This window comes from Marinobacter sp., from assembly GCF_048259445.1.
Taxonomy (GTDB): Bacteria; Pseudomonadota; Gammaproteobacteria; order Pseudomonadales; family Oleiphilaceae; genus Marinobacter.
In genome coordinates, this window is the sequence record NZ_JBLXHQ010000013.1 from 57,121 (window position 1) to 72,035 (window position 14,915).

Here is a 14,915-nt window from a genome sequence, read left to right on the forward strand (position 1 = left end):
AGGAAAAATTATGACAACGCCAACCGGTCTGAAACCCGCTCCACGCATCGGGCTTGCGCTTGGTGGCGGTGGTCCTTTGGGTGGAATTTACGAAATTGGCGCACTCCGGGCGCTGGATGAGGCGCTGGATGGGTTGGATTTCAATAATCTTGATGTCTATGTGGGTGTTAACGCCGGCTCATTTGTAGCAGCCAATCTCGCTAACCAGATGACCACAGCGCAGTTGTGCCGGATCTTTGTCCGGAATGAGGCCGAGGTTCATCCTTTTCACCCAGACGTCTTTTTCCGCCCGGCGCTGAAGGAAATGGGGAGCCGGTTACTGGCAATGCCCGGGCTGTTTTCCACTGCCTTGCGTCGTTTTATCAACAACCCATACGATCAGAGCTTACTCGAAGCCCTGACTCTGATGGCACAAGCGGTTCCCGCCGGGCTTTTCGATAATGAAGGGCTGCATGAATATCTGAAGCGCGCATTTTCCATGCTGGGGCGCTCAAATGATTTTCGACAGTTGAAGCACAGTCTCTACATTGTTGCTGCCGATGTTGAAAGCACTGAAGCCGTATGTTTCGGTGCTCCGGGATTTGACCATGTGCCGATTTCCAGAGCCATCCAGGCGAGCACGGCGTCGCCCGGTCTTTACGTACCTGTTGAGATAGACGGCCGGTATTATGTGGACGGAACACTGCGTAAAGGCCTGCATGCGTCGGTAGCGTTTGAGGACGGCGCGGATCTGGTTTTCGCTGTAAACCCCCAGGTCCCGATCGACGCCAGCGCGGCGGTTCGCGCGGGAACCATGTCTCCAGGGGAACTGACCCGTTCGGGTATGCCAAATCTTTTGTCACAGATGTTCCGGACCATGGTTTACTCACGAATGAAGTCTGGAATGGCGCACTACGCGACGGATTATCCCGATAAAGACATTTTGTTGTTTGAACCTACCAGAGACGACGCAAAGCTGTTTTTCTCTAACGTGTTCAGCTTTCAGTCACGCAGGATGGTGTGCGAGCATGCTTATCAAATGACGCGACGGGATCTTCTGAACCGGGCCGACGAGCTGGAACCAAAGCTGGCTAAATATGGCATTACGTTGCGCCGGGACAGACTGGAGGACGAGCAGCGTACCATCAGCACCAGTCTTTATGGCGAAATGTTACCGCTGTATGTAGCCAAGAGCAGACAGAAAAAGGCAGCAGGGAAGGGCAGGCTGGTGACCGGGCTGGAAAACGTCACCCAGCTGTTTTCAAAAGCAGAATAAACAACCGGAACAGAGATATGTGATACCTCTGGTCCGGTTGTCCTGATCCCGCGGTTGCGGGTCAGAGGATGTAGCGGCTTAAATCCTCGTCTTCCGACAGCTCTCCAAGCTTTTCATTGACGTAATCCGCAGTAACTTCAAACACTTCCGTTACGCCATCTCCTGCGTCGAAAGACAGGCTTTCCAGCAGTCGCTCCAATACCGTATGAAGGCGCCGCGCACCGATGTTTTCGGTGGTTTCGTTTACCTTCCAGGAAATCTCTGCGATGCGTGCGATGGCATCTTCGCTGAATGTCAGTTTCACGCCTTCGGTGGCCATCAGAGCTTCGTACTGCTGAACCAGTGAGGCATCTGGTTCTGTAAGGATACGCTTGAAGTCGTCGGGGCTGAGGGCCTGCAGTTCGACACGGATTGGCAGGCGGCCCTGCAGCTCCGGAATAAGATCCGATGGCTTGGCCAGGTGGAAGGCGCCGGAGGCAATGAACAGGATGTGATCTGTGCGTACCGAGCCGTATTTTGTGCTCACGGTACTGCCCTCAATCAAGGGTAGAAGATCCCGTTGAACCCCTTCACGGGAAACATCCGATGAAGTGTTCTCCGAGCGCTTGGCAACCTTGTCAATTTCATCAAGAAACACAATGCCATTTTGCTCCACTGCAAGTATGGCTTTCTGTTTGATTGATTCTTCATTGACCAGCTTGGCCGCTTCCTCTTCCTTCACCCGCTTGAGGGCTTCGGATACTTTCATTTTCCTCGGCTTGGATTTTTCAGAAGCCATGTTGGAGAACATGCTCTGCAGCTGGTTGGTCATCTCCTCCATCCCGGGAGGCGCCATGATCTCAACGCCGGCGCCGGCGTTCCGCAGGTCAATCTCGATTTCCTTGTCGTCCAGTTCACCTTCCCGCAGCTTTTTCCGGAACAGCTGGCGAGTGGAGGAGTCTTCGGAAGACTTCTGGCTGTCCTCATTAAAACTCCGGGGTGGCGGGATCAGGGCGTCCAGAATGCGGTCTTCAGCGGCATCCAGAGCTCTTTCTTCGTGGAGTTTCATTTCCTTCACCCGCAACATTTTCACGGCCATATCTGCCAGATCACGAATGATGGATTCCACATCACGCCCAACGTAGCCCACTTCAGTAAACTTTGTGGCTTCTACTTTGAGGAAAGGTGCATCGGCAAGCCTGGCCAGACGGCGGGCAATTTCGGTTTTACCCACGCCTGTCGGGCCAATCATCAGGATGTTCTTGGGCGTGACCTCGTCGCGAAGGGTGCTGTCCAGTTGCATCCGGCGCCAGCGGTTTCTGAGGGCAATCGCCACAGCCCGCTTGGCCTCTTGCTGACCCACGATGTGTTTATTGAGCTCGTGAACAATCTCACGGGGAGTCATTGCAGACATGGTTACTCCGGGTCGGTCGTTTTGGAGGGCGCTTCTTTGGAAAGCAGTTCGATCGTGCGATTATGATTCGTGTAAATGCAGATATCCGCTGCTATCTCCAGACCTTTCTCCACAATGTCGTGGGCGGAAAGCTCGGTGTTTTCAAGCAGCGCGCGGGCGGACGCTTGAGCGAACGGACCGCCGGAACCAATAGCAATCAACCCGTGCTCGGGCTCAATAACATCACCATTTCCGGTGATGATCAGGGACGCTGTTTTATCCGCCACAGCAAGAAGCGCTTCCAGCTTGCGCAAGGCTCTGTCTGTGCGCCAGTCTTTGGCGAGTTCAACGGCTGCTCTTGTGAGATTTCCGTTGTGCTTCTCAAGCTGGGCCTCGAATCGTTCGAATAGAGTAAAAGCATCCGCAGTACCACCTGCAAAACCCGCGATAACTTGCCCGTTATATAGACGGCGGACCTTGCGGGCGTTGCCCTTCATCATGGTATTCCCCAGAGAAACCTGGCCGTCGCCACCCATGGCAACTTCGTCATCGCGTCTGACGGAAAGTATGGTAGTCATTAGGGCTCCAATTGCATGATAAAAATCGGTATTGGCAAGTTATGGAGGCAGCCAGGGATAATTCAAGTGGCTGGGAGGAGGAGGCTATGGGGCAGAGCTTTCCAAAACACGCTGTGAATACTTCCCTGTACGCTCGGCTCCGCCATCCATGGCTCCGCACGGTTTTGGAAAGCTCTGCCCCATAGCCTCCAGTAGCCTGCGGAAACGGTTAACCCTGTTTAGGGATCTTCCGGATAAGCGGCTGAATGTTAATCGACACCAGCTTGTCGATCGCCGAGCTCATCTGGCTGCGGGACGTGAATGGACCAACGTTCACCCGGTACCAGACCGAGCCGCTATCCAGCTCTATACGTTGCACCACGGCCCGGAGTCCCTGGAAGGCAATCTGCGCGCGCTGGCGCTCGGCGTCTTCCTTGCTGCGGAACGAGCCGGACTGCACCAGGTAGTCGAAATCCTGTTTGGCCGGGCCCGGGGTGTATGCATCGACTTTCGGAGGTATAACTTCCGATTCGGGAAGCATTTCGTAAAACCGGAAGCCCGGCTTTTTCTCGACCTGCTTGGTGGTTTTCCCCGACGGTTGCTGCACCGGCTTTTCGATCACAGACTGCTGTTGCGGCCCCTCGCTGGGTGGTACGGTATTCAGATAGACAATAAACCCGATAAAACCGCCGACCGTAGCCAGTGACAAAATCCACTTCAAGGATAGCCCTCCGTGCTGGGAGCGAGCCGGTGCTGCCGGCTTCGTGCGTTTTTTATGGCCGCGCGCAGGCCCGGCAGGCTTTTTCTTTGCAGTAGTTGAAGGCGAGCCTGATCGGTTTTTGCGAGCGTAGTCTCGGGGCATTGTTCTTACTTACATCTCTTCCGGGGCGCTGACACTCAGCAGGTCGAGCCCGTTAGCGATTACCTGGCGCACGGCGAGGTAGAGGCTCAAGCGGGCATCACGTAATGCTGTGTCTTCAATCAGCACTTTATGGGCGTTGTAATAGGTGTGGAACTGTCCTGCCAGATCCCTCAGATAGTGCGTGAGGTGGTGTGGTTCGCGCTGGGCTGCGGAGTTGGCAAGCAGCTCCGGATACTTTGCCAGTTGATTCGCCAGCTCTTTCTCTTCATCCAGAGTGAGTACAGAAAGATCGCCTACGCATTCGTTGAATCCCCGCTCAACGCCTTCACTGGCCAGTTTTCGCAACACACTGCAGATGCGCGCATGGGCATACTGAATGTAGTACACCGGGTTTTCATTGGTCTGGGAGCGGGCAAGGTCGATATCAAAGGTCAACTGGGAGTCGACTCGCCGTGCCGCAAGGAAGAAACGGGTGGCGTCCCGGCCTACTTCATCAATCAGATCGCGAATGGTGACGTAGCTACCGGCGCGCTTGGATATTTTTACTTCCTGGCCGGAGCGGGTGACCATGACCATCTGGTGTAGCACGTAATCTGGCCATCCCTTAGGGATGCCCGCTTTCAGGGCCTGTAATCCTGCGCGAACCCGGGTCACTGTGGAGTGATGGTCGGCACCCTGTTCGTTAATCACGGTGGTGTATCCGCGTTGCCATTTATCCAGGTGGTACGCGACGTCTGGCAGAAAATAGGTGTAGCCGCCGTCTTTCTTACGCATCACCCGGTCTTTATCGTCGCCGAATTCTGTGGTTTTCAGCCACAGAGCTCCGCCGTCTTCATAGGTATAGCCATTGTCTTGCAGGCGCTTGACGGTGGCTTCTACCTTGCCGTCCTGGTAGAGGGATGACTCCAGGAAGTACACATCAAACTCAACACCAAACGCCTTCAGGTCCAGGTCTTGCTCCCGGCGCAGGTACGCGACGGCAAACTCCTGAATGGCTTTGCGATCTTCCGGATCTGCGCTGGCGGTCACTTCGCGATCATCGGCGGTGACGGTGTCACCGGCTAGATACGCTGCGGCAACATCGGTAATGTAATCACCGCGGTAGCCGTCTTCCGGCCAACTGTCGTCCTCAGGTGTCAGCCCCTTGACGCGAGCTTGCACTGAGAGTGCCAGGTTGTTGATCTGCGCACCGGCATCGTTGTAGTAAAACTCGCGGGTAACGTCATAGCCGTTGGCTTCCAGCAACCGGCAAAGGCAATCGCCAATTGCCGCGCCCCGGCCATGGCCCACATGCAGCGGGCCGGTCGGGTTGGCAGAGACAAATTCCACCTGAACTTTTTCGCCCTTGCCGCCATTGTTGCGACCGAATTGGCCCGCCTCAGTCAGTACCGTGTTAACGATCTCGAATGCACTGGCGGTGCTCATGAAAAAGTTAATAAAGCCCGGGCCAGCGATTTCCACTTTCTGCACGGCGCTGCTTTCAGGCAGCTTCTCTATCAACATCTCAGCCAGTTTGCGAGGCGCACAGCCGGCCGTTTTGGCGGCAATCAGCGCGATGTTACAGGCGTAATCACCATGGGATTTATCCTTGGTGTTACCCACTTGCGGCGTGTATGTCTGGTCGGCAGGCAGTGTACCTTCGGTTTGAAGGGCGGCCAGCGCGGACTGGAGCAGGTCGGAAACGGTCTCTTTCATGCTGTGAGGCGACTCGGTTTACTGGAAAGTTGGATAGGGGCGGAGCGCCCTATGGAAACAGAAGGGGGGTATTATCACGGAAACGAGTTGTGTACTCAAACGGCGAACAAGAAAAGCCCCGTATTGCTACGGGGCTTTTTGGTTAATTTTCGTTAGTGCAGTCTTGCTCAACACCGTATAGGCCTTCGGTGCCTCCCGGTGGGGAGATATCAGTGTTGTTCAAGTCAGACGCAGCACAGGATAGATAAAATTCAGAGGTCTCTACGCTCTCGGAACCACCCACACGGACTGTCGCAGTCAGCTTCACTCGAACCCAATTGCAATGGCTTTGCGGGTAAAGCAGAGCGAAGTCGGCTGATCCGTCAGCGGCTGAGGTTACTGATGACGAACTTGTAGTTGCAGAGTTCGTTGGCTCAAGTGACATGCTTCCATTGACGTCTTCACCAGCGTCCAATTGACCGTTGCGGTTTACATCCTCTGCATTACAGAACAAAGGATTCAAAGGGCTTATAACCCAAGTGTCATCGGTGGATACTGCGTACCTGCCTTTGATGTACCCTGTGGGCAGCACACTGAGTTCAATATTCGCGTTCTCGACTGGCGCGCCGTTTGCGTCTGTGACGATAGCAAGATAGTCCTTGCGATATCTGACAGTGTCCGGCTCTTCAATTTCATTGCCGGTGCCGATAGCCAAGCGCAGAGCTTGGCGTGCAACGGTGAGGGTTACCGTGTCAGAAATCGTCCCACCAACAATTGCACTTATTTCAACACCGTCACGACCGCTTGTATTCGAGCCAGCATTATAAACAGTTGAAGCTCGTCCTTGTGAGTCTGTCACATCTCTGCTGCTCGCAAGGCTGCCTCCGCTGCCGTCTTCAAGAATACTGAACGAAACTTCCTGATTCTTGACCAGATTGTTGTTGGCATCTCGAATGATGGCAATAATTTCCGAGGACTCGCCTAGGTCGAGTTGGGTTTTAGATGCCTGCAGGTTTATTTCATCAGGTACTGTTGCCACAAACTCAAACGAAAGGTCCGCCGAAAGTCCTGAATTCGGATCGGAGGCGGTTACTGTGGTTATGCCAGCATTGTTAGAAGTTATGTCAATGCTTGCTTGGCCGCCAGTTGTTGTGACTAGGCCGCTGGCAGGCGTCAGTGAGCCTCTTGTCGCCGTGTATTGGATTTGCGTGCCGTCGGCTACTGGGGCTCCGTTCACCAACCACTCAATAGCCACTGCTTGTTGGGTGCCCAGGTCAACCTCAGCGTTGACTGCTGGGTCGGTAAAGCCAAAGCTGTCACCTGCAATCACAATATTGCGACTTGCTGATATCGTACTTGACCCGCTGTAAGCCGAGGCAGTCACGGTTGCGTTGCCGCCAGTAGCTCCGCTATTGAGTACGACGTCGACGAAACCGTTGGAGCTGGTGGTTACTGTTGACGCTGAGAGGGTACCCAGGCTCGTTGACAGATTCACTGGCTCGTTTGGTATGCCTGTGCCGTCTGCGTCTGCAAGGGTGACTCTCAGAGAGGCGCTGCTACCCAAAGCGATGGAGGAAGAGCCCGAAATGGCCAGCGAAGTGCCCGAAATATCTACATTGACAGCATCCGAGACAGACCCGCTTTGGGCTGTAACTGTTACTGAGCGGTTTCGGGGATCACCATTCGTTGTAAGGATTGCAGATGAGGTGCCTGCCTGGTCTGTTTCATTCTGCGTAACCTGGAGAGTGCCGCCGTTGGTGGCGCTGAAAACCACGGATACGCCTTCCAGCAGAACGCCGTTAGCGTCTTTGACTCGCGCCGTAATAGCGGATTGAGCATTTGCAGAGGTGTCCAGTCGAACAGGACTGGCCACCAGTTCGATAGTGCCAACTTCCGCGGTATCAGAAGGCGTTGTTGTAGTTCCGCCGTCACTGCTGCCTCCAGATCCAGCTAAAGGGGTCGAGTCACTATCCCCGCCACAGGCAGCAAGTATGAGAGTCAATGAGATTGCCGAAGCACGCGCAAGGATTTTCCCTGACATTATTTTTCTCCAGTTTCCGTTTACAGCACAGATCTTCACAGGCCGCGCGTTCGCTCCCGCAGGAAGAACGCAAGTTTGAATATTTTTAAAGTTTGGCGCTTAGTTTGCGGAAAAGCATAGCATAGGTTTCGTACTTACAATGCTGATTAGTATTCATTTTTGAAATTCTTTGTAACATCCTGACGGTCAGTAAAAGAGGGGCGTCAGCCGGTCTCTTGAGGGTCAACATCAATCATCCATTTGGCTCCTTTGGGGAGTTTTTGCCCCTCAAGTGCCTGGCAAATATTGCTTAGCAGCATATTGAGTCGTTTCCGGTTATCTGTATTCAGGACCAATTGCGCCCGATGCCTGTCGGCGCGTCGCGCGATCAGCGCTGGTAACGGGCCCCAGATTTCTATGCCAGGTGCGCTTGCTAGTGGTTTTATACTGTCCAGTATTTGCAGGCTGTGTTGCATTATCTCTGCTTCGGCCCGAAAGATTGCCATGGCGCGAAAAGGCGGGAGCTGGCCGGCCTCGCGTTCCTCCAGAAGCTGGTCTGCCATATCCAGGTAGCGGCCATGGCAAAGTGATTTAAGGAGAGGGTGGTCACTGTGACAGGTTTGCACAACCACCTTGCCGGATGCCTCTCCGCGCCCCGCGCGCCCGCTCACCTGCAGCAGTGTCTGGATCAATTGTTCCGGAGCCCTGAAATCGACGCTGAAAAGCCCCCCGTCGGCATTGATCACAACCACCAGGGTCACGTTCGGGAAGTCATGGCCCTTGGCCAGCATCTGTGTTCCAACGAGGATACAGGGTTTTCCGCTGTTGACCTGTTTCAGGATGCTCTGAATACTGCCTTTGCGCTGGGTGCTGTCGCGGTCAACACGAACTACGGGCGTATCCGGAAAGTTAGCGGCGAGTATGTCTTCAGTCTGCTCTGTTCCCTGGCCAACAGGCTTGAATGCTTCACTTTTACATTTGGGGCAGGTTTCAGTCGCCGGGGCCTGGTAATCACAGTGGTGGCAACGCATCGCCCGGTCGCGGCGATGGTAGGTAAGGCGTGTGTCGCAACGCGGGCACTCAACCATATGGCCACAATCAAAACACATCATGACCGGCGCAAATCCCCGACGATTCACGAACACCAATGCCTGGTTGCCGTTGTCCAGAGTCTGTCGAATCGAGTTGAGGGCTGGCCGCGAAAGCCCTCCTTCAAGTGGCCTGCTCCGGATGTCCAGCAGGCTGATTGTCGGAGGCTTCGCTTTGCCTGCCCGCTCTTCCAACCGTAAAAGCTGATATTTTCCAGTCAGAGCATTGTGATAGGACTCCAGCGAAGGCGTGGCCGAGCCCAGAATAATCGGGCAGCGATTCAGATGGGCCCGATAGACCGCTACGTCCCGGCCGGAGTAGCGAAAGCCCTCGCCCTGTTTGTATGAGCTGTCGTGCTCTTCGTCCACGATCAGTGTTTTCAGGGCTGTAAACGGAAGAAGTACGGCCGAGCGCGTGCCAATGAGGATAACTGGCTCGCCATTGCGGATTTTCAGCCAGGCATTCAGGCGTTCGCTGTCATTGAGGGCCGAGTGCCATACCAGAATGCGTTCGCCGAAATAGCGCTGGAAGCGGGCAACTGTCTGTGGCGTAAGGTTTATCTCCGGAACCAGCACCAATGCCTGGTCCTGGGCCGAAAGATTCTGTTTGAGATAATGCAGGTAGATTTCAGTTTTACCGCTTCCCGTGATTCCATATAGAAGAGAGGCGCTGAATCCGCCGGCTGGCAGTGGGAGCTGAGAGGCTGCTTCGAGCTGTGCTGTAGACAGTTCAGGAGCAGCAATGGTTTCATTATATTTATGGCTTTGAGAGCTTTCGTTCGCAGGTGCTATCGCCTGGATCAGTTCTTTGTCTCTCAATGTCTTTAGCTGCGGACGGGTGAACCCGGCTTTGATAATGTCGCTGCCCTTTGCACCCTGTTTATGCTGTGCGATCCAGTCAAGCAGGGTTTTCTGTTTATGGGCGTTTGCCGGCAACGCAGCGCCACTGGCGCAGGCCTGCCACCAGTCCTCGGTTTTTCCTGCAGCTGGACGGCCCCGGCGTAATGCAGGGGGCAGGGCGGTAAACAGACATTCTCCCAGCGGATGCTGATAGTAGTCGCTGGCCCAGCTCAGAAGCTGAAAGGTTTCGTCTGGCAGGGCGGGCCAGTCTTCCACTGCATTGTGAACGGGCTTGAGAGTGATTCCTGCCGGCGGCTCGATGTCAGTTTCCACGACCAGACCGATCGCCTGCTGGCGCCCGAAAGGAATCTTTACGCGTTGGCCGGGTTCCAGGGTGAGCCCTTCGGGTACAAGATAGTCAAAGAGCCTTCTGAGCGGCCGATTCAGAGCGATGCGAACGGTGGATGGCACCAAGTGCTTCCTTGTAGTTTGGGCGTTACGGTATCTGCTTATCCTGTTAGCTCCTTGGCGCGGCCGGACAGCTGGAAAGCGCAGGGTCTGGGCGCGCGCAAGACTTGCCTGTCAGGATATTTGCAAGTAAGATTCGCGGTCTGTTTGCGGCAGGGCATGATTGTGCCCCGTCTTCTCCATTGATTCAAACATGCGGTGCCTGGCACCAGGGCTATAATGATTGCCCCGTGATCAGGTAGCGGCATGACCCACAGAGGTTCGCCATGAAAGAAGGTATTCACCCCAAGTACGAAGAGATTACCGCAACCTGCTCCTGCGGTAACGTGATCAAGACCCGTTCTACTATTGGTCATGATCTGCAGCTTGACGTTTGCTCACAGTGCCACCCGTTCTACACTGGCAAGCAGAAAGTTATGGACACTGGCGGCCGTATTGACCGCTTCCAGAAGCGTTTTGGTGGTCGTATCGCGGGTAAGAAAGACTGATACAGTTGCTGATTCTCGAAAAAGCGCCCCAGGGCGCTTTTTTTGTGGCAGGTAAAAAAATATCGGTGTTGTTTTTGATTATAAGCAATTGGCCGTATTGACTGGTCAGATTTTGCTCGGCGCGCCCTTGTCGTTTTGGGGCGGTCGAGCCATAATGGCGCGCTCCTTCAGTTAGGCTCCTGCTGTCTGGAGGCCTATTACCTTTAAACGTGACAAACGGAACAGTGGCAATGTCTCAAGATCTGAAAGAAGCAGCCCTTGAATATCACGCCAAGCCGCGGCCTGGAAAGCTTAGTGTTGAAATCACCAAGCCGACTGCGACCGCTCGCGACCTGGCTCTGGCATACAGCCCCGGAGTCGCCGAACCGGTCCGCGAAATCGCGAAGGACCCGGAGAACGCCTACAAGTACACGGCCAAAGGCAACCTTGTGGCGGTTATCTCCGACGGTACTGCGATTCTTGGTCTTGGTAACCTGGGCCCGCTGGCAAGCAAGCCGGTAATGGAAGGCAAAGGCGTACTGTTCAAGCGCTTTGCCGGAATTGACGTATTCGATATCGAGGTCAACTCCGAAAGCCCGCAGGCGTTCATTGAAACCGTTGAGCGTATTGCTGACACCTTTGGCGGTATTAACCTTGAAGATATCAAGGCGCCGGAGTGTTTCGAGATCGAGCGCGCGCTGATCGAGCGGTGCAATGTGCCCATCTTCCACGATGACCAGCACGGCACGGCGATTGTTACAGCGGCCGGCATGATCAATGCGCTGGAGCTGCAGGACAAAAAAATTGAAGATGCGAAAGTGGTTTGCCTGGGCGCCGGTGCTGCTGCAATCGCTTGCATGAAGTTGTTGATCAGCTGCGGTATCCGCTCTGAAAACATCTTCATGCTTGACCGTAAGGGTGTGATCCACTCAGGTCGTGATGATCTCAACCAGTATAAGGCCATGTTCGCCAACGATACCGACAAGCGCACCCTTGACGATGCAATGGAAGGCGCTGATGTTTTCCTTGGTCTATCTGGTCCAGACCTGTTGAGTGCTGATCAGCTCAAGAAGATGGCGCCTAACCCGGTTGTGTTTGCCTGCTCCAACCCTGATCCGGAAATAGATCCTGCCTTGGCCCGCTCGGTTCGAGATGACCTGATCATGGCTACCGGTCGTTCGGACTACCCGAATCAGGTGAACAATGTTCTGGGCTTCCCGTTCATCTTCCGTGGTGCTCTTGACGTGCGTGCAACCTGCATCAACGAGGAAATGAAAGTGGCTGCGGTAGATGCTATTCGCAAACTTGCCAAAGAGCCGGTTCCGCAGGAAATCTGCGAAGCTTACGGGGCTGAAAGCTTTGAGTTTGGTAAAGAGTACATCATTCCCAAGCCTATGGATGTTCGCCTTCTGGAAGTCGTTCCGGCAGCCGTAGCGCGCGCAGCAGTGGATTCAGGCGTTGCTCGTAAAGAGTATCCTGCACACTATCCGCTGAAGAGCATGGACGACATCATCTGACCGATGACGTTGTGAGCTTACGAAAAAACCGGCGGTGATCCCGCCGGTTTTTTTATGGTTATAAATTTGTGTTACGCCCTGGTGTCAAGATCAGAAAATCTGGCGCGAGAGGTCATCCCCGTTTCCGCGTGTGCCGTCCGGGCCCAAATCATCTGCTGCCAGCGGTGCGGGCGCATCTTCTTCTTTAAATATCTCGAAAACACCCTCTTCGCCGGGTCTTGCGCGCTTACCCGTTTCGGAGTCTATGCGAATGTTAACGATACCGTTCGGTCTGGGCATAAAGGCCGAGGGCGTTCCATCCAGCGCTACTTTCATATAGTCGACCCAGATAGGCAGGGCGGTGCTTGCGCCAAACTCTCTGCGTCCGAGTGGGGCTGGCTGATCAAAGCCTACCCATACGGTAGTGGCAAGGTCGTGATTGAAACCTGCAAACCAGGTATCCCTCTGCTCGTTGGTTGTGCCTGTTTTGCCGGCTATATCGTCCCGCCCCAGTGCCAGCGCACGGCGCCCGGTTCCGCGTTTGACAACATCCCGGAGCATTGAGTGCAGGATATAGACGGAGCGCTCATCTGCCAGTCGTCGCATTACGCGCGTGTCGGGGGCGGCTTCTGCTGTGGTGGCTGGCGAATTATCGGTTTCATCGGCGATGTTTGCGGGTTCAATGTCAATCGTGTCGCAGTCCTGGTCACAAAGGACGACGTCCGGAGCTTTATAAATTGTCTTGCCGTTAACATCTGTAATGCTCTGAATCAGAAAAGGCTCCACGTCATAACCGCCATTGGCTATGACAGCGAGGCCGCGGGCCAGCTCCATGGGGGAGAGCTGGCCGCTGCCCAGCGAGAGGGAAAGGTCTTTGGGCATGTTCTCAACCGGAACCTTCAGCTGTTTGAGATAGTCGAGCGTCTGGGGGATGCCGATATCCCTGAGTAGTCGGATGGAAACCAGGTTTCGTGAGCGATAGAGCGCTTCGCGCAGTGTGGTCGGGCCATAAAACTGTCCAGACGAGTTTTGCGGGCGCCAGGCGGTTTCCAGCTCCGAGTCGTCAAACACAATCGGGGCGTCGTTGTAGATGGTTGCGGGTGTGACGCCACTTTCCAGGGCTGCCAGGTACAAGAACGGCTTGAAGGTCGAGCCCGGTTGACGCCTCGCTTGCATGGCACGATTATATTTGCTTTGCCCGAAGCTGTACCCGCCGGCGAGTGCTTCAATCGCACCCGTTTTTGCCTCAAGGGAGATCAGCGCTCCTTCAGCTTTCGGCACCTGCATCAGCGAAACCTTCACAGGCTGGCCAGTTCCGGACGCTGCAATCTCTTCTTCAGGCTCGCCGTTTTCAGGCGTTGTTGGGGCTTGCGGTAGCTCGTCTACTCGAACATAAACAACATCACCAACGCTCAAAACATCCGAAGGCTTTTCCGGCTTGGGTCCGGTCAGGTTTTCTGTTTTGTAGCGCATAGCCCACTGCATCGATTCGAACGGCATAACGGCAGGGCCGAACCTGCGGACGTGGGCGAGGGTCTCGTTTTTGTCATCGCTGACCGCCGTTATAACGGCAGGCATCAGGGATTCGATCCTCGGATAGTTCAGCATGACGTTTGAAAGGTCTTCATCCGCCAGCGTTTCGGCGTCGAGTTGGCCTATCGCGCCCCTGAACCCATGTCGGCGGTCATAGGCTTCAAGGCCGCTCCTGAGGGCGTCCGTAGCCATTTGCTGGTCTTTGCTGTCAACGGTCAGCGTTACAGTGTATCCATCAGTGTAGGCCTCTTCACCAAAGCGCCTGACCATCTCGGCTCGGGCCATTTCGGCTACGTAGTCAGCATCTACTTCGGTCTCGGTAGCATTGTAAGTAGCTGTGAGAGGGGCCGTGATGGCGAGCTCGTAAGCATCTGCACTGATAAAGCCGAGCTCTTTCATCCGGCCCAGAATCCAGTCTCTGCGCTGCATTGCGCGTTGGGGGTTGGCCAGGGGGTTGTAGGCTGAAGGTGCTTTTGGCAGGCCGGCCAGCATGGCCATTTGAGCAAGAGAGAGTTCGTTGACCGGTTTGTTGTAATAAACGCGCGCAGCAGCAGCTATACCATAGGCTCGGTTACCCAGATAAATCTTATTCAGGTACAGTTCCAGAATCCGGTTTTTGTCCAGTTCACGCTCTATCTGAACTGCCAGGAGTATCTCGTTGAACTTGCGGATAAAGGTACGATCACGTGACAAAAAGTAATTTTTTGCAACCTGCATTGTGATGGTACTGCCGCCGGATTGGATCGAGCCGGTGGAGATCAGTTCGATTGCAGCCCGCGCCAGGCCTTTGATGTCGACCCCAAAGTGTTCGTAAAATCGGGCGTCTTCTGCCGCCATAAAGGCTTGTAACTGAATTGTTGGGATCTGTTCTATTGTGATCGGTGCCCTTCTCTTTTCGCCGAATTCTGCTATTAATCTGTTGTCTTTGCTATACACCCGCAGCGGCGTCTGGAGTTTTATGTCCAGGAGTTGCTCAACAGGGGGAAGGCCCGGGCGGAGGTAAAGATAGAAGCCTGAGCCTACGATAACGGCGACACTCAGTCCGGTGAGAAATAACCATGCAAAAAGGCGAGAAGTACGCAACAAATGAGACATTTTTTTCTGACAACTGTTGGATATAGGTCTATCATTTGAGAAATTGCTTTAGGAAGGATGAGTCGCTTCACCGTCGCAATTATGCTCAGCTGAGTAAGAGCGATCATTGTAAACGGAATAATGAAGAAATTCTCTTAAATAAAAAACACATAACACATGTAACCGGGTGCTTCTAGCCAGGTATAGGG

At 54.4% G+C, this 14,915-nt stretch carries 10 protein-coding genes; 3 read left to right on the top strand and 7 right to left on the bottom strand.

The window, feature by feature from the left end:
- The first annotated feature begins 10 nt into the window (after positions 1-10).
- Entirely contained in the window at positions 11-1,255 is a 1,245-nt protein-coding gene (locus tag ACN0RL_RS10955) for a patatin-like phospholipase family protein (RefSeq protein ID WP_417516635.1), read from the top strand.
- Positions 1,256-1,316: 61 nt separating this feature from the next.
- On the opposite strand, the gene hslU is transcribed toward ACN0RL_RS10955, so the two are convergent.
- The 6 genes from hslU to ACN0RL_RS10985 form a co-directional block, all read right to left on the bottom strand.
- The gene (gene hslU / locus ACN0RL_RS10960; protein ID WP_417516637.1) at positions 1,317-2,648 is read right to left on the bottom strand and encodes an ATP-dependent protease ATPase subunit HslU; all 1,332 of its coding nucleotides are present in this window, start codon (positions 2,646-2,648) and stop codon (positions 1,317-1,319) included.
- Between the two features lie 2 nt (positions 2,649-2,650).
- Positions 2,651-3,205 carry an ATP-dependent protease subunit HslV gene (hslV, locus tag ACN0RL_RS10965; RefSeq protein ID WP_417516639.1) on the bottom strand — a complete coding sequence of 185 codons (555 nt, stop codon included), beginning with the start codon at positions 3,203-3,205 and terminating at the stop codon, positions 2,651-2,653.
- Positions 3,206-3,413: 208 nt separating this feature from the next.
- The gene (locus ACN0RL_RS10970; protein ID WP_417516641.1) at positions 3,414-4,046 is read right to left on the bottom strand and encodes an SPOR domain-containing protein; all 633 of its coding nucleotides are present in this window, start codon (positions 4,044-4,046) and stop codon (positions 3,414-3,416) included.
- A 9-nt stretch (positions 4,047-4,055) separates the two neighbouring features.
- The gene (gene argS, locus ACN0RL_RS10975; RefSeq protein WP_417516643.1) at positions 4,056-5,741 is read right to left on the bottom strand and encodes an arginine--tRNA ligase; all 1,686 of its coding nucleotides are present in this window, start codon (positions 5,739-5,741) and stop codon (positions 4,056-4,058) included.
- Positions 5,742-5,883: 142 nt separating this feature from the next.
- Entirely contained in the window at positions 5,884-7,761 is a 1,878-nt protein-coding gene (locus ACN0RL_RS10980; RefSeq protein ID WP_417516645.1) for an Ig-like domain-containing protein, read from the bottom strand.
- Between the two features lie 203 nt (positions 7,762-7,964).
- Positions 7,965-10,139 (bottom strand): primosomal protein N', encoded by a 2,175-nt coding sequence (locus ACN0RL_RS10985; protein ID WP_417516647.1) that lies wholly within the window; start codon positions 10,137-10,139, stop codon positions 7,965-7,967.
- A gap of 263 nt (positions 10,140-10,402) precedes the next feature.
- Here ACN0RL_RS10985 and rpmE point away from each other — a divergent pair, with 263 nt between their 5' ends.
- Together rpmE and ACN0RL_RS10995 are read left to right on the top strand one after the other, a co-directional pair.
- Positions 10,403-10,624, top strand: a complete 222-nt coding sequence (gene rpmE, locus ACN0RL_RS10990) for a 50S ribosomal protein L31 (RefSeq protein ID WP_096784074.1) — start codon at positions 10,403-10,405, stop codon at positions 10,622-10,624.
- 230 nt (positions 10,625-10,854) lie between these two features.
- Positions 10,855-12,120, top strand: a complete 1,266-nt coding sequence (locus ACN0RL_RS10995) for a malic enzyme-like NAD(P)-binding protein (RefSeq protein ID WP_417516650.1) — start codon at positions 10,855-10,857, stop codon at positions 12,118-12,120.
- Between the two features lie 90 nt (positions 12,121-12,210).
- Here the strand turns inward: ACN0RL_RS10995 and ACN0RL_RS11000 are convergent, their stop codons facing one another.
- Positions 12,211-14,727 carry a penicillin-binding protein 1A gene (locus ACN0RL_RS11000; protein ID WP_417516652.1) on the bottom strand — a complete coding sequence of 839 codons (2,517 nt, stop codon included), beginning with the start codon at positions 14,725-14,727 and terminating at the stop codon, positions 12,211-12,213.
- Positions 14,728-14,915 lie beyond the last annotated feature (188 nt).